Source organism: Nocardia sp. PLKS1-43 (assembly GCF_059510335.1).
Map to the genome: position 1 here is coordinate 360,499 of NZ_JCAJZQ010000001.1, position 23,753 is coordinate 384,251.

Here is a 23,753-nt window from a genome sequence, read left to right on the forward strand (position 1 = left end):
AGCGTTGTCGGATGAGGTAACACAAGCTTGGGGTAAGTCAAATCTGTGACAGGTGCTGTGTCAAGGCCCGATGGTTTCCGGGAGGTTTGCCGGGCGGTTTCCGGGAGCGGGGGAGGGCAAGTGCGAGCTGTTCGGCGATCAGCGGGTGTGCGCGATCGAAGGAGCGGTTCGGTGCGGGTGGCCTTCGCCGAATGAGGTTGTGGCGGTGCGGCTTACGCGAACGGCCCGGTTCCGACGATGTCGGAACCGGGCCGTTGCGGACGATCAGTTGCTCAAGCTTGGTCGAATGCGCCGTTCTGGACGCCTGCGGTGAATGCTGCCCACTCACCCGGGGTGAAGACCAGCGCTGGGCCGGTCGGGTTCTTGGAGTCACGCACACCGACGCCATCGCGATCCAGGAAAGCGACCTCGACACACTCTTTCCCCGCTTGGCTGCGGCTGCTCTTGAACCACTTCGCCCCGGACAGATCAGCGCTCACGTTGCTCATGCTCCCTCGCTACCCGCCGAAGCAGGCTTCTGCTCGTTGTCTCATCCAAGGCTGCCGCCTCGATACTCTCGTGTCGACGATAGTAGTGCAGGACATCGTCTTCCTTCTCCAAATACATGTCACCGACGACCCCTTCGAGGAAGACCACCGGTGGTTCGACGTGAGTGCCGTTCCGGTCGTGTTCGAAGCTCAGAATCACGTAGGGTGGCATGGATGCCCCATCCGGGAAACCGGCTCCGAAGGGCAGCGCTCGCACGGTCACATTGTCCCGCGTGCTGATGTCGGCGAGATGGCGCAATTGGTCGGCCATGATCGCTCGGCTTCCTGCCACGCGATGCAAAGCGGCTTCACCGATTACGACATCCAACTGGACGGGCTGGGTCTTCCTGGTAACGATTCTCTGCCGCTGCGTCTTGATCTGCACGCGCTGCTCCCACTGCTCAACCGTCTCATCGGGCCAGGCCGCCTGCACCAAAGACCGGTTGTAATCGGCAGTTTGGAGCAGTCCCGGAATGAGATCCGGTTGGTACGTGATGATTTGTGTTGCGGCCGTTTCCAATCCGACGTACACGTCGAAGTTCTTCGGGATGAGATCGCCGTACTGATGCCACCAGGACTTCACATTGGCCTGCTGTGCGAGTCCCTTGAACGCCTCCGCGAGATCCGGTGGGACGTTGTACAAATCGCAGATGGCCTGGATGACCATGTTCTTGATCCGGCCCGTCTCGCCCTTTTCCAGGCGGTTCAGGCTGGTGGCGCCCATCTCGAGCAGCTGGGCCGCCTTGACCTGCGTGTAACCGGCGCGGGTGCGCCAGTCCACGAGGTAACGCCCGAGTTGCCGCCTCGGCAGCGTCGAGCCGATGTTGGGTGCCTCTGGCATGGGGTCTCCGTTTCGGGGATATGAGAATCTCCGGATCGGGGGAATGTTCTCATCCAGTGCGCAATCGCACAGGCGCTTCGGAGAGATTCCTTCGGAGACTCCGTTTCGGCGTGACTGGGGGGTGGCGCGGGTGTGTCATATACCCAGTGCCCGAGGGGATCACGTCGAGCGTCAACTCGCGATCCCTGCGCCCGGTCGGGCGCTGCCCCCGCCGCGTCGGTTCGGGGATTACTCATTGAATACCATGAAATACGAAGGGGTGGAAGCATGTTCAGAATTTCTACGGGTGGCGTGTTGCCTCGGCGAGTCCCCGGCGCCGCCCGGGTGCGGTATGTGATCTGCCCGGCTGCGCGCGACCTGGTACAGGTGGACGAACCCACCTCGGACCTGCTGCTGCGTGTTCGAGATGCGTTGCGCGCGTGGGCATCTACTGATACCGCGGCCGGGTGACGCGCGTTGGCCGAGATACTTCCGCCGACCGATCACACACCTTTGGCGTCGATGTCGATCGAGCTGGCGCATTGGATCATGCAGTGGCACATCGACTGTCCGGTGACGGTCTGCGCGGTCAAGCGGCAGGCGAAGGCGAGATTGATTCAGGCACACCGCATCGTCCCCGCGGATCAACCTCATTTCGGAATGTGAGGCCACCGCGATGAGCCGCGAGGACGACCTGTGGTGCGACTGGTGCGGAGGCCCCAATCAGGTCGTCTACCGATACGACGACCGCGTGTTCTGCAGCTTCGAGTGCGTCCGGCGATACCGCTCGCGACCGGGGGCCACTCCCACCTGGTCGATGCCAAGGAGTCGTTGAGGACCAGCGGCGAGGGTGTTGGAGAACAAGTACCACAAGAGTATTGGAACCACAGAACCTCACTCCCTGGCGGACATCGATCAGCTGATCCGTAGCGGGGCATCGTCGCGAGTGAGCTTGTTCGAATCGGTTCCGTGGCGGTCGCAGAACCGGTCGGGGAGGTGCAGGAGCGGCCGCCCGTCGAGGTCGTCGGGATTCTGGGAGTCACCCGACGAAAAGACACGGTGATATCTGCACGATCGCCTGGGCCGGTACTTTCGGCGGTCGTGGTCGGCGGGTGTCCTGCTCGGTACAGTCGGCGTAACGATCCCGACGGAAGGAGTCCGGAATGGCCGCGTTACCGTGGGACCGCAGTCCGGGACTGCGTGAGCAACTCGCCGATTTCTATCGCGACCTGCATCGGCATCCGGAGTTGTCGTTGCAGGAGTTCCGGACCGCGCAGCGGGTCGCCGAGGCGTTGCGGCCGGCGGGGTTCGAGGTGACCACCGGGGTCGGGGGAACCGGGGTGGTCGGGGTGTTGCGGAACGGTGACGGGCCGGTGGTGCTGTTGCGTGCCGATTTCGACGCGCTGCCGGTCGAGGAGAAGACCGGTCTGCCGTATGCGAGTTCGGTTCGGGCGCAAGATAAATCGGGTGCGGACGTTCCGGTGATGCACGCCTGCGGACACGATATGCACGCCACCTGTCTGATCGGTGCGGCCACGCTGCTGTCGAATTCGGCCGCGGAGTGGTCCGGGACCGTGGTGGCGGTGTTCCAACCGGCCGAGGAATTGGCCTGTGGTGCGCGAAATATGGTGGCGGACGGGCTGTTCGAGCGATTCCCGAAACCGGATGTCGTGCTGGCGCAACACGTCGGCCCGTTACCGGCGGGGATGATCGGCTACGGCACCGGCCCGGTGATGTCCGGCATGGACTCGGTGCAGGTGACGCTGCACGGCCGAGGCGGACACGGATCCCGGCCCGAGGCCGCGATCGACACGGTCCTGATGGCCGCGAACGTGGTGACCCGGTTGCAGGGCATCGTCGCGCGTGAGGTGCCGCCCGCCGAGACCGCGGTGGTGACGGTCGGCCGCCTGCAAGCGGGCACCAAAGACAACATCATCCCGGACAGCGCCGAACTCGGCATCAACATCCGTACCTACGACGAGAAGATCCGAACCGTGGTCCGCTCGGCCATCGAACGCATCGTGCGCGCCGAGGCCGCCGCCTCCGGCGCCGAACGGGAACCGGAATTCGACTGGAACATCAGCGCCCCGGTCCTGGTGAACGACCCGGCCGCGACCGCGACCACGATCGCCGCCCTGACCGACCACTTCGGCGAACACCGCATCCTGCCCATACCCCAGGTCAATGCCAGCGAGGATGCCGGTGTCCTGGGCACCTCCGCGGGCGCACCGAGCGTCTATTGGTTCTGGGGCGGAACAGATCTCGCGGGCCGAGACCTCGATCAGGTCCCGGCCAACCATTCCCCCGAATTCGCCCCGGAAATAGAACCCACCCTCGGCACGGGTGTCGAGGCCTTGGTCGTCGCGGCCCGCACCTGGCTGAACTGACCGCCGGACCGAACTGATACAGATGTGCGGGATCAGAATCAACCTCGAACCACAAGCTCAGGCCCGCTCAGCCGCAGTGGGCCCGGGGACCGGCGAGTTTGATTTCCGCGCCGACCCAGGTCTTTTTCCCGAGATTCGAAGTCTTCGTGGTGACCACACAATCTGTCGAACCGTTGTGAAGGAGATGGATGACTGCGCCCTCGAGGTCTTGGTGGTCTATTTCGTGGTAGTTGCTGCCACGCCTCGGCCGGGGTCGCAACGGCGTTCGCGGGAGCGGCGACAGCTACCGTCCCTGCGAGGAGCGCCGTCGCAGCGAAGGCCGATCCGACCGCTTGCTTGAGTGCGAGCACTATCTTCACCAGCCGTTCTGCGCCAACCGATTCGAGCACCTTGTCCGACTCGGGTCCCGAATACTAGAACGAACTGGTGAAAATGGCTGTGGTTACCACTTTTCGTGGTGAACTCGAATCGCGTTGCGGCTCGGGCTTATCGGAGGCGCGGGCCGAGGACGCGCCTGCGGTCTACCCGTTACCTCGGTGGCTGGAAGCCGCCGAGGTGCTGCTCGAGCAGCTCGGCGAGCCGAATTGTGGTGCGGTCCTCGAACATCGGGCCGATGAGTTGCACGCCGACCGGCAGATTCTCGGGCGACCGGCCCGCGGGTACGGCCGTCGCGGGAAGGCCGGGCATGGTGGCAAGACCGGCCCAGACGAGCTGGTCGAAGTACGGGTACTCGGCCCCGTCGATGTCGAGCCGACGTACCAGCGGATCGGGATTGTGGTCGTGCGGGAACGCCGGAGTCGGCGTGATCGGGCACACCACGGCATCGAACTCGCCGAACAGCTGCCGCCAGCCGTGGCGGTGGATCTCGCGACGGTTGTACACCTCCATCCAATCGCGGTGAGTCAGCACCATTCCGCGCAGCCGCGCCGCGTCGAGGCTCTGGTCGTCCGCGCTCAGCCCGGCCGCGCGGGCGCGCAGCTGCTCGTACGCGTCGATGGGAAATCGTGCCACCGAGCCGGAGACCAGCAGCTTCGTGTACAGAGTCGCGGCTTCGGCCAGGTCGGGCAGCAACGGGCTGTGCCGTTCGACGCGGGCGCCATTGGCGACGAGCGCGTCGGCCACCCGGTTCACGCCCGCGCGGACCGCGGCACTGGTCGCGATCAGCGGATGCTGGTCGAGGACCAGGACCCGGAAGCCGCCGAGTCGGTCGTGCCGCGCGGGTGGCAGCGTAATCTTTTGTGCCACACCGAATGTCAGTGGATCCGGCCCGGCCATCACGTCGAGCAGCAGAGTGAGGTCACCGGCAGTGCGCGCCATCGGGCCGACAACAGCCAGGTCGGCCTCGGTCGGCAAGGCCGGGCCGGGCGGCGGGGTCATTCCGCGCATCGCTGTCAGCCCGAGTGTCGGCTTGTGTGCGTAGACGCCACAGAAATGCGCGGGGGTGCGCAGCGAACCGGCGAGATCGGAGCCGACGGACAGCGCACCGAAGCCGGACGCCAGGGCCGCGGCCGATCCGCCGGAGGATCCGCCGGACGTGCGGGCGTGATCCCACGGATTGTTGGTGGTGCCGTAGAACTCGTTGAAGCTCTGTATATCCTGCAGTCCCAGCGGCACATTCGTCTTCCCGAGCAGCACCGCGCCGGCCGCCTTCAACCGGGACACCTGCACCGCATCCTCGGCCGGTACGAAGTCCCGGTACTGCGGCATACCCCAGGTCGTGGGCAACCCGACCATGTTGTAGGACTCCTTGACCGTCACCGGAACACCCAGCAGCGGCCTATCCTCGCCCCGGCCGCGCGCCTGGTCGGCATGCCGCGCCGCCGCCCGCGCGCGATCGAAGTCCGGCACACAGATCGCGTTGATCACCTCGTCGTCCCGCTCGATCCCAGCGATCGCCGCGTCGGTCAATTCCACCGACGACACTTCACCGGCACGCAACGCGGCCGAAAGTTCTTGTGCCGACCGAAAATTCCATTCCATGAATTCGACGGTAACGGCACTGCGTAAAGGCCATAAAATTCCGATTTCCGCAACGAAAGAATGTGGGGATCCTCCCCGGGAAGGGCATATCGAAGTGTCAACCGCAATAGGCATCGTGATGGCACCGGGGTTGCCGCCGGCGGGACGATCCGGGCAGCGAGAGTCGTCGACAATGCGTTGGCCCGCAACAACTAGCGTCTGGTGGCATCAATACCCGAGCGGGCTGCTCGTGCACACGGTGGTCCTCGGTCAGGAAGGTCGCGGGCGAGTGGGGGTCGTCGGAGCGATGGACACCGAGGTGGTTTCGAGAAAGCCGTCCAGCCCCTCGGGGCCGAATTCGCGGCCGATGCCGCTGGCCTTGACGCCGCCGAACGGCGCGGCGGGATCCATGCTGTAGGCCGCGTTGATTCCCAGTGTGCCGCTGCGGATTCGGTGGGCAACGGCGGTCGCGCGGGTGATGTCGGGTGTCCAGATCGAGCCGGACAGGCCGTATTCGGTCGCGTTGGCGATGCGGATCGCGTCCTCGTCGCCGTCGTGCGCGATGAGCGTCAGCACCGGGCCGAAGATCTCCTCCTGGGCGATGCGCATGGCGTTGTCGGCGTCGGTGAACAGCGTCGGGCGCACGTACCAGCCGCGGTCGATTCCCTCCGGCAGTCCGGGGCCGCCGACGAGCAGCCGCGCGCCTTCCCGGACGCCCTGGTCGATATACCCGCGCACGCGTTGCTGCTGGCGCTGGGAGACCATCGGGCCGATCCTGGTCGCGGGGTCGAACGGGTCGCCCACCGGGAGATTTTCCACGGTGCCGGCCAGCGCGTCGGCGAACTCGCGATACCTGTTGCGCGGCAGCAGGACTCGTGTCTGGGCGACACATGCCTGGCCGCTGTTCATCAAGCCCGCCACGGTCATGCCCTCCGCGACGGTCTGCGGATCGGCGTCGTCCAGGACGACCGCGGCGGATTTGCCGCCGAGTTCGAGGCTCACCCGGCGCAGTGCGGAACCGCACGCGGCGGCGACCTGCCTGCCCGCGGCGGTGGAGCCGGTGAAGGAGACCTTGTCCACGCCCGGATGCGAGACCAGATACCGGCCGATCTCGCGATCACCGGGCAGGATGCTGACCAGACCGGGCGGCAGGCCCAGCCCGGTCAGCAACTCCGCGGTGAAATACGCGTCCAGCGCTGTCTCCGGCGAGGGTTTGAGCACGACGGCGCAGCCGACCAGAAGTGCCGGAACGAGTTTCGCGATGGTCAGGAACATCGGCATATTCCACGGGATGATCGCGGCGACCACTCCGACCGGAGCACGGCGCACCGCGACCTCGCCACCGAACGCGCCCGCGCGGACCTCGCGCCACGGATGCCGGGCCGCGACGTCGGCGAACGCGCCGATCATCGCGCCGGGCAGCCGCGCGTGCGCCGAGCGGGAGAACGTGATCGGCGCGCCCATCTCGCTGCTGATCAGGCGGGCGAGTTCTTCCTGTCGGGGCTGATACCGCGCGGCCAGCTCCCGGATCACCGCGATCCGCTCGCCCGGGGCCAGGCGCGGCCACGGTCCCTCGTCGAACGCCTCGCGCGCGGCCGCCACCGCGCGATCGACGTCGGCACGGGTCGGCGCGGGCACCTCGGCTATGGGCTGTCCGGTGTGTGGGGAGATCACCTCGAATGTGTCACCGCCGGTGGGTGCGACCCACTCGCCGCCGATGAACAGATGTCGATGAGCCGGCACGGCTACCTCCTCGTGAGTCCGAATGCCCGGGCGCGATGCGGATCATGTTGTGCGACAGCAGTTTCGAGCGTGCCCGATCCGCTGCGAACTCCCTCGGCCATCGGGACGCTGTCCTGTCCTGTCCTGTCCTGTCCTGTCCGTGGTAGTGGCGGCGGCGGCGGATCACAGATTCTTGACGATGCGGCCGTCCTTCATCACGAAGCGCACGTCCTGCAGTGTGGTGATGTCGGCGGTGGGATCGCCCGGTACGGCGATGATATCGGCGAGCAGCCCGGCCTCCAGTCGTCCCCGGTCGTCGGCGTCGATGAGTTCGGCGCTGGTGATGGTGGCCGCGCGCAGCGCCTGAGCGGGTGTCATGCCCCGATCCACCAGTGCCCACAACTCTTTGGCGTTGTCGCCGTGCGGGACAGCGGGAGCGTCTGTGCCGCAGGCGATCTTGACTCCCGCCGCGATCGCCTTGCGCAGGGTCTCGCGTGCGCGCGGGAAGACCTCCGCGGCCTTCTTCTGCAGTGCCGGAGCGGCTTTGGAGATGTCCAGCCCCTCGGACAGATAGCTCGTCGGCACCAGGAAGGTGCCGTGCTCGACCATCATCTCGATGGTGTCGTCACTGGCCAGCGATCCGTGCTCGATACAGTCCACACCCGCGCGGATGCAGGCCCGAATTCCCGCGTCGCCGTGCGCGTGTGCGGCGACCCGGATTCCGGCCCGGTGCGCCTCGTCCACGATCGCTTCGAGTTCCTCGTCCGAATACTGTTGCGCGCCCGCGACGGTGCCGTGCGACATCACCCCGCCCGAGGCGGAGATCTTGATCACGCCCGCACCGTATTTGATCTGATAGCGCACGCATTCGCGCACCTGCGGCACACCGTTGGCGCGGCCCTCCTCGAGGCTGACCGGCATGATGTGCGGCGCGAGTCGCTGGAACATCGTGGGATCCAGGTGGCCGCCGGTCGGGGTGATCGCGTGCCCGGCCCCGACGATGCGCGGCCCCTGCACCCAGCCCTGCTCGATGGCGCGGCCCAGGTCGACGTCCAGCAGATAGCCGCCGGACTTGACCATCAGCCCCAGATTGCGGACCGTGGTGAACCCGGCGTGCAGGGTGGTGCGGGCGTTCACGGTGCCGCGCAGCGTGCGGTAGACCGGGTCGTCCTGCACGCCGTGCATCGGATTCGGCAGTCCGGTGGGGGTGTCGGGCCCGCCGATGAGCAGGTTGATCTCCATATCCATCAGACCGGGAAGCAGCGTGAGATCGCCCAGGTCGACCACGCGCGCGCCCGCGGGCTGCCGCGGCGGATCGACCGCTGTGATCGTGGTGCCGTCCACCACGATCGTCGCGGGGGAGTGCACCTTTCCGGTCTCGACGTCGACGCGGCGAGCCGCGCGCAGCACCGTGCTCTGTTCGGTCATGGGATCGGCTCCACCACGCAGTCCAGAGTTGTCGTGCCGCTGTCGGGCACCCACGGCTGGCTCCAAACCTCAACGGGGAAGGACACAGTGATCATCGAGTACAGCAGATACAGCAGGTTCCGCACCTGCTCGGGCAGGTCGTCCAGCCCGAATCGGTCGCAGTAGGCGATCACCGCCTCGGCGCGCGGGGTGATCGCGTCGTAGAACTCCTGCATCTGCGGGACCGTACTGGCCAGGCGTTTGGCGTAGCGTTCGGGTTCGGTTGGCAGGCACCAGGTTTCGGCGAAAGGCTCGAGGTCGGCGAACTCGGGCGGCAACAGTGTTTCGCTCATCGCGCCGCTCCCGCCCGCTCGCGCTCGTAGTCCTGGACCCAGTCGCCGGCCACCTTGTGCAGATGGCGCAGCAGTATCTCCTGATCGTTCAACGGGAACGCGGTCACCGCCCGGGATTCCAGCATCATCTGTGTCGCCTCGAGTGTGCTGCAGTCCTGCAGTCCGTATTCCTTGAACGTCACCGCGGCCATCTCGTGCGCGACTCGATCACGCGTGTTGCGGGACGGCGGGAAATACAGATTGCCCTCGAAGATGTGGGTGTTGTGGGATGTCGGCCAGTAGTGATAGGTCAGATACCAGCCGCCGGACCAGATCAGGATCACGAAGTTGGGCCACAGCTGGAACGAGTCCAAGCCCCACGGATCGCATCCGGCGGGATTGACTCCGGCGGGCAGCGGCCCGAGATCCGGTGTGTCCCAAGGCCCGAACAGCCCGCTGCGGGTGATGTCCTCCATGGGTTTGCGCATCGACGGGTCGAGCTCCCAGGTGACCACGCCCGAGGTGCTGACCAGCCGGTGCGGCCCGTCGAGCTGATAGTGCGGCGCCTGGAAACCGGCCTGCTGCGCGGCGTTGGAGTAGTTGTCCGGCGTCTGCTTACCGTGCAGGACCGGCGCGTGATAGAACTCCTGGAACGCGTCCATGTACAGCTTCCAGTTCGCGGCGACCTCGGAGCGGTAGCCGAACCGCTCGGTGAGCGCGTCGAACGGATACCCCTCGAGCGCTGTGACCATGGGGCCCAGGAACTCTCGCAGTGACTGCCGCGGCTCCGGGGCGAGGTTGACGAAGATGAATCCGGACCACACCTCGCAGTGCACCGGCACCAGCCCGTACTCGCTCCGGTCCAGATCGAAGAATTCCTCGGGCTGCTGAACGAAGTTCAACGCGCCGTCCAGACCGTAACGCCAGCCGTGATATTTGCAGGTGAACTGGCGGCAGGTGCCCGAGACCTCGTCGGCGGGAATGGTGTCCCACACCAGCTTGTTGCCGCGGTGGCGGCAGACGTTGTGGAAGGCGTTGATCCGTCCGTCACGGTCCCGCACGATGATGATCGAGGAATGCGCGGCGTGGATCTCCTTGGTGAAATAGCTGCCGGTGCGCGGAAGCTGTTCGATCCGGCCGACATTGAGCCAGGCGCGCTTGAAGATCGCCTCGCGCTCGAGTTCGAAGAACTCCGGCGAGATCGAGTCCTCGTAGGACATCGGCGCGGTGCCGAGTTCCGGGTAGTGCTCGGTCCAGCTGCCCTCGGCGGGCTTGGGCCAACGGGGCATGGCGTTACTCCTGAGATGTGTTGTGGCGCCGCGTCATCGGATCGGCTCGTCGCCGAGTACGGTGGTGCGCAGCATTTCTCGCGGCGAGCCGGATTCGTACGGTGCCGCGCGGTGGATGACCCCGCGGTTGTCCCAGATCACGGTGTCACCGACCGACCATTCGTGCCGGTAGACGCGTTCGGGCGCGGTGCACCGCCGCAGCAGGTCGTCCAGCAGCGCCCGGCTCTCGTGCGGGTCCATACCCACCACGTGGTCGGCCGACGCGCCCAGAACCATCGAACGGCGGCCGGATCGGTGCGTCCAGATCAGCGGATGCTCGCGGTTCGGGCGACGCCGCCAGGCGGCCAGCTGCTCGGGGGTGGGGTCCGGGGTGACCGGACGCTGTGAGGCCTCGAGCGAGTGCACCACCCGCAGCGCCGCGAGCCGGGTGCGTTCGGACTCGGTGAGATTGTCGAAAGCCTTGTAGGTGGAGGCGAATTCGGTCTCACCGCCGGATGCGGCCACCGCCTTGGCGGTGAGCACGGTCGCTTTCTGCGGGTAGGCGTCGTCCTGGGGCGTGCAGCCGTCGATATGCCAGTCGAACGTCGCGCGCAGATAGTTCGCCGACGAGTTCTTGCTGGTGTCGAGACTGACCCGGTAGATGCCCTGGACCGGGTGGTGTCCGGGTTCGGTGTCGATCTGCCCGAGCCTGCGGCAGAACGCGACCTGGGTTTGCGGGTCGAGGTGCAGGTCGCGCAAGACCAGCACCCCGAACTCCTCGAGGGCGTCGAGCACGGTACCAGCGAGGGTGTCGTCGTCGAGCAGATGAGCCCGCTCGACGCCGGTCACCTGTGCGCCGACCTCCGCGCCGAGCGGCTCGATGGTGATCGTCATGGGAATTCGCCTCGGCTTACGGGGTCGGCTCGGCGACGCGGTGCAACTCCGCGTCGGCGCTGTCGGTGGGCGCGTGCTGCTGGAAGATCTCCACGGCCATGGCGACCATCACCAGCGAATAGATGAGGTACAGCAGGTTCAGCGCGTCATCGGGCAGATCATCCAGGGGATACTTGTCGCAGTGCTCGATCGCCTCCTCCAGGCGCGGCAGGAACGCGTCGTGGAATTTCACCAGATCCGGCATGGGCGTGGACATCCGGCGCCGCCATCGTTCGGATTCGGTGGGCAGGCACCACGCGGGTGCGTACTCTTCGAATTCGGCGAATTCGGGCGGTAGTAGATTTTCGGCCACGGCACTCACGCTCCCGCTGTCTCGCGCTGGTATTCCTCGACCCAGTCGGCGACCGCTTTGTGGAAGTGCCGCACCAGGATTTCCTGATCGTTGACCGGGAAGCCGGTGATTCCGGCGCTGCGATACGCCTGTTCCAGCGCGGTCTGGGTGCCGGTCAGCATGCCCGCGTCCTGCAGGGCGAATTCCTTGAACACCACCGAGGACACCTCGTGCTCCACGCGTTCGCGCACGTTTCTCGCGGGCTGGTAGCACAGCATGCCCTCGAAGCGGTGGGTGTTGTAGGACGTCGGCCAGTAGCGGTAGAGCAGATACCAGCCGCGGTAGATCAGGATCTCGATATTGGGGAAGATCTGGAAGTTGTCGATACCCCACGGCTCCACCCGGCCGGGGTTCAGGCCCGGTGGCATCTCGCCGAGGTCGGGCGATTCCCAGGGGCCGACCAGGCCGCTGCGGGTGATCCGCTCGATCGGGTACATGAATTCCGCGGGCAGCGTCCAGCGGCGCGCGCCGCCGGTGCTGACCATCCGGTGCGGGCCGTCGAGCTGAAAGTGCGCGCACTCGAAGCCTTTTCCGGTGCGCACCGCATTCGGGATCTGCTGCGGATGCAGGCCGGGGACGTGGTAGTACTCCTGGAACGCGTCGGCGAACAGCTTCCAGTTGCTGCGATTATCCGCGGTGAACTCGTACCACTCGGTCATCTGGTCGAATGGGTAGCCGTCCAGGGCGGTCACCATGGGGCCGAGGAACTCTCGTAACGTCCGGCGGGGTTCGTCGGCGAGGTTGATGAAGATGAACCCGTTCCAGACATCGCAGTGCACGCGGACGAGTCCGGAGTTCTTCGGGTCGAGGTCGAAGAATTCCTCCGGCTGCTGCACGAATTCCAGATCCCCGGCCAGCCCGTACCGCCAGCCGTGGTACTTGCAGGTGAATTGCCTGCAGACGCCGGATGATTCGGCACGCGGGTCGTCGGTCCAGACGAGTTTGTTGCCGCGGTGGCGGCAGACGTTGTGGAAGGCGTTGATCGCTCCGTCGCGGTCGCGCACGACGATGACCGACGCCCGGGCGGCGTCGATCTCCTTGGTGAAATAGCTGCCGGTTCGCCGAAGTTGTTCGACCCGGCCGACATTGAGCCAGGCGCGCCCGAAGATCGCCGCGCGCTCGAGTTCGAAGTATTGCGGGGACACCGAATCCTCGAACGAGATCGGCCCGGTGCCCAGGTCGGGGTAGTGCTCGGTCCAGCTGCCCTCCTCGGGCTTTCGCCATTGCCTCACGGTCGCGGTCACGTTTACTCCTCGATGTCGGTGGGTGTGCGCGGCGAGCGCCGGTCCATATCCGAATCCGGTTGCAGGCCAACGCTGTTGAACACCAGTGCCAGGCACAGATACGACCCGGCGACGAACAGGACCTCGATGAGCTGCCGGGCGTCGAAATGCGATGCCAGACCCGCCCAGGTCTCGTCCTCGACGCGGTACCCGTCGAGCAACTGATCGGTCGCGGACAACAGCAACCGCTCGACAGATGACCAGACCGGATCCTCGGGGCCGCGGGCGACCGCCTCGACCTGCGCCGCGGTGAGGCCGCAGTCCAGGGCCAGGCGCGCGTGCTGGGTCCACTCGTAGACCGCGCGGCTGCGCCAGGCCACCCGCAGAATCACCAGTTCGCGATGCCGCGGCTCGATGGCGGGCCGCTCGAGCAGCGCGCCGTTGTAGGCCAGCCACGCCGAGCCGAGTTCGATGTGATGACCCAGAATTCCCAGCACGTTCGGCATCGGGGGCGCGTCGGGCGCGCCGGACAGATAGCGATCCGCGAGACCGACTCGCCCACGCAACATTTCGCGTGCCTCGGCGTCCCACTGGTCGGGCGGCAGCGGGGCCAGTCGCGGAGCGCCGGTCGCGGTCATATGACGGATCCGCCGTTCACGCCCAGGACCTGGCCGGTGATGTATCCGGCCTGTTCGGAGCACAGGAACAGGCAGGCGGCGGCGATATCCTCGCCCGCGCCGAGGTGGCCGACCGGGATCGCCCCGGCCATGGTGGCGTTGTCGGGGAGATGCCCGGCTGCCTGCGATTTGCGGGACATCGGCGTATCGATGCCCGAGGGCGGGATGGTGTTGACGGTGATGCCGTGCGCCGCGTATTCCCGGGCCAGCGCCTTTGTCATCGCGACGACCGCGCCCTTGGACGCGGTGTAGTGCACCATGCCCGGCGAACCGCGCTGGGCGCTGGAGGAGGAGATCGTCACGATCCGGCCCCAGCCGGCGGCGAGCATGTCCGGGATCACCGCCTGCGCGCAGTGGTAGGTGCCGGTCAGATTGACCTCGATGACCCGATTCCAGTCCTTCGGCGTGATCTGCGTGAACGGAGCGAATCCGACCAGTCCCGCGCTGGTGACCAGGATGTCGATCGGTCCGAATTCGGCCCGGACCCGCCGCATCGCGGCGAAAACCGCCTCGCGGTCGGTGACGTCCGCCGGGTGCGCCAGCGCTGTCGCGCCACCGGCCCGGAGCTGCTCGGCGACCTCGTGCGCGGCGGTGCCGTCGATGTCCAGGACCACGGTGCGATACCCATGCGCGGCGAAGGTCTCGCAGATGGACCGGCCCATTCCGGAGGCGCCGCCGGTGACCACGGCGACCCGGCCGCCATTGCGGGCCTGCGCGCCCGGATCGGGCGACCGGCCCTGGTCGGCATGGTTCGCATTGCTCATCGCAGCTCCGTTCGCAGACCGCGCGCACAGGCGGATGGGGCGGGTGATCGGTCGAAGGCCGGGGTCAATGCCACGCGCAGCACCACATTCTCGGATCGCCTCGGAGACCAGCTCCGAGCGTGTTAATCGACTGCCTAATTAGGCGAGTGATTAAGATATACGGCAGGGCTGTCGAAGCTGTCAATAGCGTTCCGGTGGAAGCGCTTGCGGCGCGGGCGCGCGGTTTCGCCGGCCCTACACTGGGCGAACAGCTCGGCCGTTGCCGGGCGTTCGCCGCCGCACCGACGACGACGGCGCGTCGCGCGCCCGCAGGAGGTCATCGAATGAAGCCGGGCACGGGTCCCGAGGACTCCCCGACTCGCGCAGCGCTCCTGGACGCGGCGCAGCAGATCATGCTCGAGGAGGGCTATGCCGCGGTGAGCACCCGCCGGCTCGCGGCTCGGGCCGGCGCCAATCCCGCGCTCGTCTACTACTACTTCGGCACCATGGACAATCTGTTCATCGAGCTGTTCCGCCGCGGCGCCGAACGCAGCTACCAGCGGCAGAGCGAGGCGCTGAACTCCGCGCAGCCGCTGTGGTCGTTGTGGGAGGCGATCCACGACCAATCACACACCGCGCTGACCATGGAATTCGTCGCCCTGGCCAACCATCGCAAGACCATCCGGGCCGAAATCGCCAACTCCTCCAAGCGTTTTCGCGCGCTGCAGCTCGACGAGGTCACCAGGATCCTGGACGGCTACGGCTATCGCTCGGACATCTACACCCCTGCCGCGGTGGTGCTGCTGATGTCCAGCGTCTCCCGGTTCCTGCGGATGGAGGAGGCGTTCGGCGTGGACGCGGGCCACCGCGACGTGACCGCGCTGCTCGAGACGCTGCTGCGCGAACTCGAGGGGGAGCCGCAGCTCGCCGCCGGGGCGGCCGGCCCCGGGAAATCCGGGTGATCCCCGCAGTCATCCGCCGCGTCGCTGGGCAATTCGACGGCAATATGCCTGGCCACATACGCTTCGGTCACGGCCGGGCGCGCTCGTTCCCGGTTGGTCACGGATGTCTCGGCCGGGTGCGGCGGCGCTGGACTCCGGTTAACGACAGGTCGATGAAAGGTCACGAAACGGTCGCAATCGACGTTCCGGGCGAAATTTCTTCGCGCTTTCATTGCTGAACAATTGCTGCCAGGCATAGCGTCGAGGTCCGACGATCGAACAACCGGCATCGTGAGGCACGCGCCGCAGCGAGGTCGATGACGACGCGGAACAGCAGAGGGGTCGGGGGATCCCGCAAGCGAGGACTGTGCCATGAACCGATATCCGCATCCGATGTCCACAGTGCCCAATACTTCCATCCAGGTCGGCGACGAAGACCTCGTGATGGCCAGAGTGCTTGTCGCCGAAGGCAATCCGGCCGCCGCCGAAATGGTCGTCCTGGTTCTCGAACACGCCGGTTATCAATCCCTGCGCACCGTCACCGGCCGCCAGGTGCTCGCCGCGGCACCGCGGTGGCGTCCGGATCTGGTACTGCTGGATCTGGATCTGCCGGACCTGCCCGGCCCGGACGTGTGCCGGCAGTTGCGCGAGATGGTCTCGGCCCCGATCCTGGCGGTATCGACCGAATCCGATCCGGAGGCCGCCGAGCTGGCCATGGCCTGCGGTGCGTCGGATTATGTGCGCAAGCCGTTCCGGACGATGGACCTGCTCGCCCGCATCGAGTCGCGCCTGGCGGGCAATATGCTGCACGGCTGATCCCGCCCGTCACCAGAGGTGCCGGGTCAGGTGCGAGTGCTGCGGACGATCCAGAAATCGTTCCGCCCCACGGTGTTTCGCTCGATGTGCGGCTCCGTGAATCCGGCGCTGCGGCACAGAGCGGCGAACGAGCGCGCCTGCTCCTCGGTCCAGCCGTGCGCCGCCACGCCGGTGGCGCCCACCGGTGACCAGCGCTCGACCGCGACGAACCGGCCGTGCGGGACCAGCACCCGCGCCACCTCGGCCAGGGCCGCCGTGACATCCGGCCAGTGATGCACCGTCGCCACGGCCAGCGCCACGGTGGCCGCTTCGTCCGGTAGCGGCAGTCGCTCCGCGGCACCCTCGGCCCACTGGATCGAGGAGCCGCGCACGAGCAGGCGGGCCAGCCGCAACATCACCGGCGACGGATCGACCCCGGTCACCCGGGCGCCGCGCCGGGCCGCGGCCCGCACCGCCGCACCGGAACCGCATCCGATATCGACGACCCGATCGGATTCGCGCACCTGGGCTGCCGTGATCACCCTGTGGGCGCGCCGCCGCCCGGCGGCGAACATCAACGCGCCCGCCGCGACTCCGGCGAGGCCGGAGAATCCGGGATGGTCGGCGTGGTGGTTGACCGGCAGGGTCTGCGGCTGATTCATCGGACGTCCTTCTCGCGAACGGTTGGTGTCACCACCTTGCAAGTTCAAGCCGACTGGAGGTCAAATGTCGGCATGGACCTGATCCCGATCGGGGAGGCCGCGGCGAAGCTGGGCATGGCGACTTCCGCGCTGCGGTATTACGACGAGCGCGGGCTGGTGCGTCCGGCCGCGCGGCGTGGCGGCAAGCGGATGTACGACCGGGAACAGCTGCGCCGGCTCGCCTTCGTCAAAGTGGCGCAGAGTCTGGGGCTGCCACTGGATGCCGCGGCGGCGGTGCTGGACGCGCCGAGTCCGCAGTGGCGCGAGGCGCTCGAGCGGCAGATCGCCGAACTCGATGCGGCCATCGCGCGGGCTCGCACCGCCCGGACCTTCCTGACGCATGCCGTGCGGTGTCCGTCCGAACATCCCGCCCGCGAATGCCCGACGATGACCGGCGGTCTGGACGAACTGCTCGCCGGCACGCCGGTCACCGAGCTGATGGATGAAAACCGTTGAGCACGTAGAGTTTTCGCGCGCAAGTCGAATTTCGTAGGTCCAGAACCACAGGCCGTGAGTCCGCGGTCTGCTCAGGGGTCCGCGCCGCTGGGGCGGCGGGCATCGCGTGCGCATCGCCGACCTGCGGATGCCCGCCCGCGGACAGGACGTTGTCGGGTGCGCCGCCCGCGGGGCGACCCGAATTCGCCTCGCACTGGCCGACCGAGTGGATGGGCACGCGACGCGCATGCTCCGCTATGGGACGTCGCGGCGGAACAGGTCTCGGCCGACCGGACCGGCATCCGGATCGGCGGCCGGTTTGCGGCCAGGAAGCATCGGCAGCCGGTCGGGCGGGCGATACGGGGCTGTCGGGCCGCCCGGGTCGCCCGGGTTCGGCCTGAAGCGTTGCGCCGGTGTCCCGCCGTCGCGATTTCCCGGACACGACCGGGGCGCACGGCTTACCATCCCAGACATCGGACATAGTGTCCGAGACATAGTGACCGGGGTGAGTTCGATGGTCTCCGCAACCGCAGCCCAGCATGTGGATGTCGCCGGCACCGCTCTCCTCGACGGCGCATCGGCGCTCGCGTGCGGACGGGGCATCCGATCGCGTCCCGCGCCGTTCACGCGGACCTCTCTCGGCTCGTCGGCGCGCATCGCCGCCGGTTGACCCGACCGCTTCGCACTCCCCGCGGCCTCGGGCCGTACCGAACACCGGAGTTTGGCATGAAAGACGATCGCGACCCTTCCGATTCGACAGGCGCGGGCCGCCGCGCCGTGCTGCGCGGCGCGGCCCTGGCGGGAGCCGCCTTGGCCGCCACCGCCGTGGGCGCGCATCCGCCGCGCGCCTCGGCTCGCCCGATCGCGGCGCGGGCGAGTTCGCCGGGGCGTGCGGTGGCGATCTTCGGCGGCGGGATGTCGGGCTTGTCGGCCGCGCACGAACTCGCCGAACGCGGATACCGGGTGACCGTCTACGAGCCGTCCTACCTGGGCGGCAAGGCGCGCAGTATGGGCGTACCCGGCACCGGCCGGGGCGGACGCCTGGACCTGCCCGGCGAACACGGGTTCCGGTTCTTCCCCGGCTGCTATCAGCACATCCCCGACACGATGGCTCGGATCCCGTTTCCGGGCAACCCGAACGGCGTGCGGGACAACCTGATTCGCGTCGAGTCCGCGGTCGTCGGGTTCGAGCACCGGCCGCCGATCTTCTCGCCGGTCGGATTCCGCGGCCTCACCCAGCTCACACCGCGGCTGGTGGAATCTTCTGTGGTATCGGCGTTTTCGTTCATTCCCGCGCTGCCGCCCGTCGAACTGGCCTTCTTCGGCAAACAGGTCGCCATGTGGTTCACCAGTTGCACCGAGCGGCGGTTCGGGCAGTTCGAGTACATCTCGTGGGAGGATATGCTGCAGGCACAGGGCAAATCCGTGGCGTACCGGGAATATCTCGTCGCCGCGCTGACCCGCATCACCGTCGCGGCCAAACCGCACCTGAGTTCCGCGCGCACGATCGGCACCATCGGTCAGGGGCTCGTGCTCGCGGGCACCGGACTGTTCCCGCAATATCAGGGCGGGGCGGACCGCATCCTGAGCGGCCCCACCAACGAGGCGTGGATCGATCCGTGGGTGGGATATCTGCGTTCACTCGGCGTGCGATTCGTGATGGGCGCTCGCGCAACACGTTTGGATGTCGCGGACCGACGGATCACCGGTGTGCGAGTAGCCGGTGGTGGAGTGGACGGCACCGTCACCGCCGATTGGTACGTCTGCGCGATGCCGGTGGACAGGGCGACCGCGCTGCTGAACGGCCCTGTGCTGGACGCGGATCCGTCGCTGGCGGGGATGCGGCAGCTGATGACCGACTGGATGATCGGCATCCAGTTCTATCTGACGCGGCCCACCGAATTGCCCGAGGGGCATATCGCCGCGCTCGGCACGCCCTGGGCGATCACCGCGCTGCGGCAGGCGCCCATGTGGCGAGGGGATTTCGCGGCGAAATACGGTGACGGCCGGATCGTGGAATGTCTCAGCGCCGACATCTCGGACTGGGATTCACCGGGCATCCTGTACGGCAAACCGGCCCGGCAGTGCAGCGCCGACGAGGTGGCGAAAGAGTGCTGGGCGCAACTGAAGACATGGCTGAACACCTCCACCGACTGGCTGCGCGACGAGGATCTGGCGTCCTGGCATCTGGACCCGGGCCTGACCTGGTCCGGCGGCGCCGCCCACAACGAAACACCGTTGCTGGTCAACACGATCGGCTCGTACGACCATCGCCCCGAGGCGCACTGCGCGATCGGGAACCTGTTCTTCGGCGGCGACCACGTGCGCAGTCACATCGACCTGGCGACGATGGAGGGCGCGAACGAATCCGGGCGCGCGGCCGCCAACGCGATCATGGACGCCGCGGGCGATCCCGGCCCGCGCGCCGGGATCTTCCCGATGGTCGAACCGCCCGAATTCGAGCCGTTCAAACTTGTCGACGCGGCCCGCTATCGCGCCGGTTTGCCGCACATCATGGCGTGAGGCGGTCAGGCCCCGCGCTCGCGCGCGATGCCCGCATAGGCGCGGGGCATGTACCGCAACCGGTCCGGCAGCAACGGCCAGGCCCAGTACACGTGGGGGTTGGGGGCGTGATAGCGCTCGCCGCGCGAGTCGATTCCCTCGAGCGGCTTGTGATAATCGCGCACCCGCTCGGCCTGGGCCTGGTTGTCCGCGTCGTAGATCATGCCCGGGATCTGCGGTACCGACCGCACCAGCCGATCCCACGGGTCGTCGAAGAAGTTCGAATGCTGTTGCGGCGCGGCGCCTACCGCCGGATGCATATTCTGCAGAATGCCCGTGCGACCGAGGAACAGCGTGTTGCGCCAGTCGCCCGCGTACTTCCAGGTGAGCGAGCCGGGGCCGATCGGCGCACCGGGAAGGACCGGCTCCTGGGTGGTCACCACGGCGGCCTGGTTGTCCGGATCCGCGGTGATCTCGCGCGTCCGCGGTGGCCGGCCGCAACGGTCGGCGCATCGGCTCCGAGTGGCGCGGGCTCGGGGTAGATTCGTGCCGCCGCCGCCGCACGCCCGTGCCGAGGCGAACCATCCTGCGAACGGAAGGAACGCGGCCGATGCCGGAGCGCAGAAATATTCTGATCACCGGGGCGAGTTCGGGCCTGGGTGCGCAGATGGCCCGCGAATTCGCCGCTCGCGGAAGGAATCTCGCGCTGTGCGCGCGTCGCCTGGATCGGCTCGAACAGTTGCGCGCCGAACTCCTGGCGGCACATCCAGGAATCACCGTGTCGATCGCGCAACTGGACGTCGACGACCACGACCGGGTATTCACGGTGTTCCGCGAATTCGCCGAGGAGTTGGGCGGATTGGACCGAGTCGTGGTCAACGCCGGTCTCGGCAAGGGACAGCCGATCGGGTCCGGGCGGTTCCACGCGAACGCCCAGACCGCCGCCACCAATTTCCTTGCCGCACTGGCGCAGTGCGAGGCGGCGATGGAGATCTTCCGCGCACACGACGCCGGGCACCTGGTGGTCGTGTCCTCGATCAGCGCGATGCGCGGAATGCCCGGCAACCGGACCGCCTATGCCGCGTCCAAGGCGGGTGTCGCCACCCTGGCCGAGGGGATCCGGGCCGATACACTGCGCACCCCGATCGCGGTGACCACGCTGTTTCCTGGATTCATCGACTCCGATATGACCGCCGCGAGCGGTCGCACCCCGTTGCAGGTGTCCACCGAGAAGGGGGTGCGGTCCATGGTTCGCGCGATAGAGCGTGAGGCGGCGTCGGCGAAAGTGCCTGCCTGGCCATGGATTCCGATCGGCGCGGCGCTGCGCTGGCTGCCGCTGCGAGTGGTCGCGGCGATCAGCGGGTAGCCCGGGTCACGGCGGGGGAGTGATGGGGTGGCTGTGCCGCTCGGCGGTCCGGTGCGAGGTGCGCAGGACCGAACGGCCCTTGTGGTTGGCCTTGGCCAGGTACAGCACGGTGTCGGCGGAATCGAGCAGCGATTCCGCGTCGGAGCCGGCCAGCGGGGTGACGATGGCTCCGATGCTCGCGGAGACGTGCAACTGGTGGCCGTCGACGGCGATCGGCTCGACCAGGGCCGACTGCAGGCGGTCGACGATCGTGGTGACCACGCCGTTCTCGGCCGGTGGCGGGATCAGGGCGACGAATTCGTCGCCCCCGATGCGGGCGATGAGGCAGTCCTGCTCGCGCACACTGTCGCCGAAGCGAGCCGCGACCTCGGTGAGCACGCGGTCCCCGGTGCCGTGACCGTACATGTCGTTGATGGGCTTGAATCTGTCCAGGTCCACGAAGCACAGACCCACGTGATCGTCCTCGCGGCTGTCGGTGGAGACGGTTTCGATGCGCTCGAGCAGACTGCGGCGGTTCGGCAGGCCGGTGAGTGGATCGTGCCGGGCCTGCCAGTGCAGTTCCTGCTGTAGTCGATGCCGCTCGGTCACGTCCTCGCCGACGGCGAGCAGATAGTCGCCGTGCTCCTTGGTGCCTCTGACATAGGTGATGGAGAACGCCACCCAGCCCACACTGCCGTCCGAGCGCAGCAGGCGGCGTTCCATCTTGACCGAGCCCTCCCCGGCGGGCACCAGCTTCTCGAAGACCAGAGCGCGGATCTCTGCCCGGTCCTCCGGGTGGGCGAAGTCGTAGACCGAGATTCCGCGGAGCTGTTCGACCGGAACGCCGATCATGTCCGCGAGGCCGCGGTTCGCGTCGACCAGGGTCCCGTCGGTATCGCCGATGGCGATGGCGATATCGGCGCTGTCGAACACCACGCGAAACCGCGCGTTCTGATCCTGCCGGAGTTGCTGCCGGGTCAGGAACATCTGGTGGCCCTGCGTCAGAGCCGCCCCCAGAACGGCGAACCGGACGCCGGCATCGGGGTGGCCGGACTCGTCGGCCAGAGGCTGCAGGGCCTGGACGGTGCGAATCGGGACGGTGGTATCCGCCCAACCCGCCTCGGCCAGTGCCGCGCCGACCGGGGTGCCCGCGGCCGGGTCGAACTCCCGCGCCTCGAGTGCGGACCGGAGGGTATCGAACAACGTGGTCAGGAGGCCGAGGCCCGCCGCGGAATCCACCGGGCCCTCGCCCGTGGCGGACAGTTCCCGCCACCAGGCGGCGACCAGACCATTCGGTTCCATACCCTCCAGCACCCCCTCGATGTCCGGCGACCGATCGGCATACCCCTCACCGTTCGGGCGCAGTCTTACCTCTCACACTAGATCAAAGCCGCGAGAAGCTGTTGTGCGGAATATTTCCGGTTGGGGGGAGCGATCACGCGGCATGGTTCTCGTCGAAGATCGAGACCCCCTTGTATCGCGGGGTGACGTTCTGCCAGGCCCACGTCGCCTGCACACAGCCGTCCAGATCCCGTACGTGCGCGGCCACCGATTCGGCGGCTCGTCGATCGGGGGAGCCGGCGTATCGGTCCAGGATGCGCTCGCGCAGGGTATGGAATTCGGTGAGCCGATCGCGCACGATCGCCGCGGAGCCGTGCACGGCGTCGGCGAGCGTTGCTCCCGGTGTGTTCAACAGCCACACCGGAATCAGATTGAAGTCCGCGCCGTCGGCGATGCACTCCTTCTCGAAGGAGAACATGTCGTTCATCAGTGCGCCGATCTCGGCGGTGAGCTGTTGCAGCCTGCGCAGTTCGGCGGCCGCTTCCTCGTCCGGGATGCGGTGCCAGGGCAGGTAGTCGTCGCGGCCGAACTCGCACATCGCGATCGCCGGATACATGCCCGAGACCTCCGACCGCAGATCGATGTAGTCCGCGACGCTCAGCAATCCGCCACGGGCGTCGGTGTTCTGGTCGCGGATCGCGGTGCGCAGATGTTCGGCCGTCGAGCTGAGGAACCGCTCCAGCCAGACGGGTTCGGCATCGCGGGCCAGCAGCTCCAGGAATTCGGCGGTGGCCACCTCCTCCGGGGTGGGATCCACTGCCGCGCTTCGGGTTTCGAGCATGTCGCGTAATCGTTTCGCGGTGTGCGTGGCACGTGAGCGCTCGGCCTCGGACAGATGCGCGAACTTCTCCCGGCCGACGGTGTCGTTGAGCCAGAACAGGATCGCGTTGAAGATCCCGATGATCGTCATCCGATCGGCGGTAACCGCGTTCGGATGCAGATAGGGCGTCATGCTGTTGTAGTGTGCGCCTCCGGATTCCAGCCAGATCTGATGTTTGCGACAGAAGCGCTCCACCTCGGCGAGCGCGTACTCGCCGAATCTGTTGGGCCGAAAATCCCGGCAGTAGTCCTCGATATCACGATCCGGTGTGCTGAGCAGTGTTCGCAACGACCATCGCTCACCCTGCTCCAGCATCGTGTCGTACTCCGATCGCATTGCGACCAGCGCCGTTTCCACCATCGTCTGTTCATTCACCACGGGATTGCCTCCCCGGCCCATCCGATCCACCGACCACCCCTCGAGATGGCCGGACCGACAGGTGATACACATTCCAGTCGGTGCTTAAAGAGTAAGCAATAAGGACGAATCGAACAGGCTGTCCGATCTTCGTGCTGGTGGGGGG

25 protein-coding genes are annotated in these 23,753 nt (G+C 67.2%); 9 read left to right on the forward strand and 16 right to left on the reverse strand.

Annotation, left to right across the window (positions count from 1 at the left end; translation table 11 throughout):
* Positions 1-272: 272 nt before the first annotated feature.
* The gene (locus AC5WS7_RS01700; RefSeq protein WP_495953709.1) at positions 273-479 is read right to left on the reverse strand and encodes a DUF397 domain-containing protein; all 207 of its coding nucleotides are present in this window, start codon (positions 477-479) and stop codon (positions 273-275) included.
* Entirely contained in the window at positions 469-1,368 is a 900-nt protein-coding gene (locus tag AC5WS7_RS01705; protein ID WP_495952536.1) for a helix-turn-helix domain-containing protein, read from the reverse strand. The genes AC5WS7_RS01700 and AC5WS7_RS01705 overlap by 11 nt, the downstream gene beginning before the upstream one ends.
* Positions 1,369-1,635: 267 nt before the next feature.
* On the opposite strand from AC5WS7_RS01705, the gene AC5WS7_RS01710 reads away from it, so the two are divergent.
* The 3 genes from AC5WS7_RS01710 to AC5WS7_RS01720 all read left to right on the forward strand — a co-directional run bounded on the left by AC5WS7_RS01710 (position 1,636) and on the right by AC5WS7_RS01720 (position 3,734).
* The gene (locus AC5WS7_RS01710) at positions 1,636-1,818 is read left to right on the forward strand and encodes a hypothetical protein (protein WP_495952537.1); all 183 of its coding nucleotides are present in this window, start codon (positions 1,636-1,638) and stop codon (positions 1,816-1,818) included.
* Positions 1,819-1,869: 51 nt separating this feature from the next.
* On the forward strand, positions 1,870-2,013 hold the full coding sequence (locus AC5WS7_RS01715; protein ID WP_495952538.1) for a hypothetical protein: 144 nt from the start codon (positions 1,870-1,872) through the stop codon (positions 2,011-2,013).
* A 497-nt stretch (positions 2,014-2,510) separates the two neighbouring features.
* A complete protein-coding gene (locus AC5WS7_RS01720; RefSeq protein ID WP_495952539.1) occupies positions 2,511-3,734 on the forward strand; it encodes an amidohydrolase in 1,224 nt (407 codons plus the stop codon).
* A 528-nt stretch (positions 3,735-4,262) separates the two neighbouring features.
* On the opposite strand, the gene AC5WS7_RS01725 is transcribed toward AC5WS7_RS01720, so the two are convergent.
* The 10 genes from AC5WS7_RS01725 to AC5WS7_RS01770 form a co-directional block, all read right to left on the reverse strand.
* Positions 4,263-5,714 carry an amidase gene (locus tag AC5WS7_RS01725; RefSeq protein WP_495952540.1) on the reverse strand — a complete coding sequence of 484 codons (1,452 nt, stop codon included), beginning with the start codon at positions 5,712-5,714 and terminating at the stop codon, positions 4,263-4,265.
* A 249-nt stretch (positions 5,715-5,963) separates the two neighbouring features.
* Positions 5,964-7,436, reverse strand: a complete 1,473-nt coding sequence (locus AC5WS7_RS01730; RefSeq protein ID WP_495952541.1) for an aldehyde dehydrogenase — start codon at positions 7,434-7,436, stop codon at positions 5,964-5,966.
* 162 nt (positions 7,437-7,598) lie between these two features.
* Positions 7,599-8,843, reverse strand: a complete 1,245-nt coding sequence (locus AC5WS7_RS01735) for a metal-dependent hydrolase family protein (RefSeq protein WP_495952542.1) — start codon at positions 8,841-8,843, stop codon at positions 7,599-7,601.
* A complete protein-coding gene (locus AC5WS7_RS01740) occupies positions 8,840-9,175 on the reverse strand; it encodes a hypothetical protein (RefSeq protein ID WP_495952543.1) in 336 nt (111 codons plus the stop codon). The genes AC5WS7_RS01735 and AC5WS7_RS01740 overlap by 4 nt, the downstream gene beginning before the upstream one ends.
* The gene (locus AC5WS7_RS01745) at positions 9,172-10,443 is read right to left on the reverse strand and encodes an aromatic ring-hydroxylating oxygenase subunit alpha (RefSeq protein WP_495952544.1); all 1,272 of its coding nucleotides are present in this window, start codon (positions 10,441-10,443) and stop codon (positions 9,172-9,174) included. Before AC5WS7_RS01745 ends, AC5WS7_RS01740 begins: the two co-directional genes overlap by 4 nt.
* 33 nt (positions 10,444-10,476) lie before the next feature.
* Positions 10,477-11,316 (reverse strand): TauD/TfdA dioxygenase family protein, encoded by an 840-nt coding sequence (locus tag AC5WS7_RS01750; RefSeq protein ID WP_495952545.1) that lies wholly within the window; start codon positions 11,314-11,316, stop codon positions 10,477-10,479.
* A 16-nt stretch (positions 11,317-11,332) separates the two neighbouring features.
* The gene (locus AC5WS7_RS01755; RefSeq protein ID WP_495952546.1) at positions 11,333-11,668 is read right to left on the reverse strand and encodes a hypothetical protein; all 336 of its coding nucleotides are present in this window, start codon (positions 11,666-11,668) and stop codon (positions 11,333-11,335) included.
* A 5-nt stretch (positions 11,669-11,673) separates the two neighbouring features.
* A complete protein-coding gene (locus tag AC5WS7_RS01760; RefSeq protein WP_495953710.1) occupies positions 11,674-12,939 on the reverse strand; it encodes an aromatic ring-hydroxylating oxygenase subunit alpha in 1,266 nt (421 codons plus the stop codon).
* A 14-nt stretch (positions 12,940-12,953) separates the two neighbouring features.
* On the reverse strand, positions 12,954-13,568 hold the full coding sequence (locus tag AC5WS7_RS01765) for a carboxymuconolactone decarboxylase family protein (RefSeq protein ID WP_495952547.1): 615 nt from the start codon (positions 13,566-13,568) through the stop codon (positions 12,954-12,956).
* The gene (locus AC5WS7_RS01770; protein WP_495952548.1) at positions 13,565-14,371 is read right to left on the reverse strand and encodes an SDR family NAD(P)-dependent oxidoreductase; all 807 of its coding nucleotides are present in this window, start codon (positions 14,369-14,371) and stop codon (positions 13,565-13,567) included. The genes AC5WS7_RS01765 and AC5WS7_RS01770 overlap by 4 nt, the downstream gene beginning before the upstream one ends.
* Positions 14,372-14,694: 323 nt before the next feature.
* Here AC5WS7_RS01770 and AC5WS7_RS01775 point away from each other — a divergent pair, with 323 nt between their 5' ends.
* Positions 14,695-15,312 (forward strand): TetR/AcrR family transcriptional regulator, encoded by a 618-nt coding sequence (locus AC5WS7_RS01775; RefSeq protein WP_495952549.1) that lies wholly within the window; start codon positions 14,695-14,697, stop codon positions 15,310-15,312.
* Positions 15,313-15,693: 381 nt separating this feature from the next.
* Positions 15,694-16,107, forward strand: a complete 414-nt coding sequence (locus AC5WS7_RS01780; protein WP_495952550.1) for a response regulator — start codon at positions 15,694-15,696, stop codon at positions 16,105-16,107.
* A 26-nt stretch (positions 16,108-16,133) separates the two neighbouring features.
* Here the strand turns inward: AC5WS7_RS01780 and AC5WS7_RS01785 are convergent, their stop codons facing one another.
* Positions 16,134-16,748, reverse strand: coding sequence for a class I SAM-dependent methyltransferase (locus tag AC5WS7_RS01785; protein ID WP_495952551.1), 615 nt, complete (start codon positions 16,746-16,748; stop codon positions 16,134-16,136).
* A gap of 72 nt (positions 16,749-16,820) precedes the next feature.
* On the opposite strand from AC5WS7_RS01785, the gene AC5WS7_RS01790 reads away from it, so the two are divergent.
* The 3 genes from AC5WS7_RS01790 to AC5WS7_RS01800 all read left to right on the forward strand — a co-directional run bounded on the left by AC5WS7_RS01790 (position 16,821) and on the right by AC5WS7_RS01800 (position 19,745).
* Complete coding sequence (locus tag AC5WS7_RS01790; RefSeq protein ID WP_495952552.1) at positions 16,821-17,243, forward strand: MerR family transcriptional regulator; 423 nt, start codon at positions 16,821-16,823, stop codon at positions 17,241-17,243.
* A 484-nt stretch (positions 17,244-17,727) separates the two neighbouring features.
* The gene (locus AC5WS7_RS01795; protein ID WP_495952553.1) at positions 17,728-17,892 is read left to right on the forward strand and encodes a hypothetical protein; all 165 of its coding nucleotides are present in this window, start codon (positions 17,728-17,730) and stop codon (positions 17,890-17,892) included.
* A gap of 56 nt (positions 17,893-17,948) precedes the next feature.
* Positions 17,949-19,745, forward strand: coding sequence for a hydroxysqualene dehydroxylase (locus tag AC5WS7_RS01800; protein WP_495952554.1), 1,797 nt, complete (start codon positions 17,949-17,951; stop codon positions 19,743-19,745).
* 5 nt (positions 19,746-19,750) lie between these two features.
* On the opposite strand, the gene AC5WS7_RS01805 is transcribed toward AC5WS7_RS01800, so the two are convergent.
* Positions 19,751-20,164, reverse strand: a complete 414-nt coding sequence (locus AC5WS7_RS01805; protein WP_495952555.1) for an oxygenase MpaB family protein — start codon at positions 20,162-20,164, stop codon at positions 19,751-19,753.
* A 170-nt stretch (positions 20,165-20,334) separates the two neighbouring features.
* On the opposite strand from AC5WS7_RS01805, the gene AC5WS7_RS01810 reads away from it, so the two are divergent.
* Positions 20,335-21,090 (forward strand): SDR family oxidoreductase, encoded by a 756-nt coding sequence (locus AC5WS7_RS01810; RefSeq protein ID WP_495952556.1) that lies wholly within the window; start codon positions 20,335-20,337, stop codon positions 21,088-21,090.
* A gap of 6 nt (positions 21,091-21,096) precedes the next feature.
* Here the strand turns inward: AC5WS7_RS01810 and AC5WS7_RS01815 are convergent, their stop codons facing one another.
* On the reverse strand, positions 21,097-22,371 hold the full coding sequence (locus tag AC5WS7_RS01815; protein WP_495952557.1) for a diguanylate cyclase domain-containing protein: 1,275 nt from the start codon (positions 22,369-22,371) through the stop codon (positions 21,097-21,099).
* Positions 22,372-22,504: 133 nt separating this feature from the next.
* Positions 22,505-23,608 carry a terpene synthase family protein gene (locus tag AC5WS7_RS01820; protein ID WP_495952558.1) on the reverse strand — a complete coding sequence of 368 codons (1,104 nt, stop codon included), beginning with the start codon at positions 23,606-23,608 and terminating at the stop codon, positions 22,505-22,507.
* Positions 23,609-23,753 lie beyond the last annotated feature (145 nt).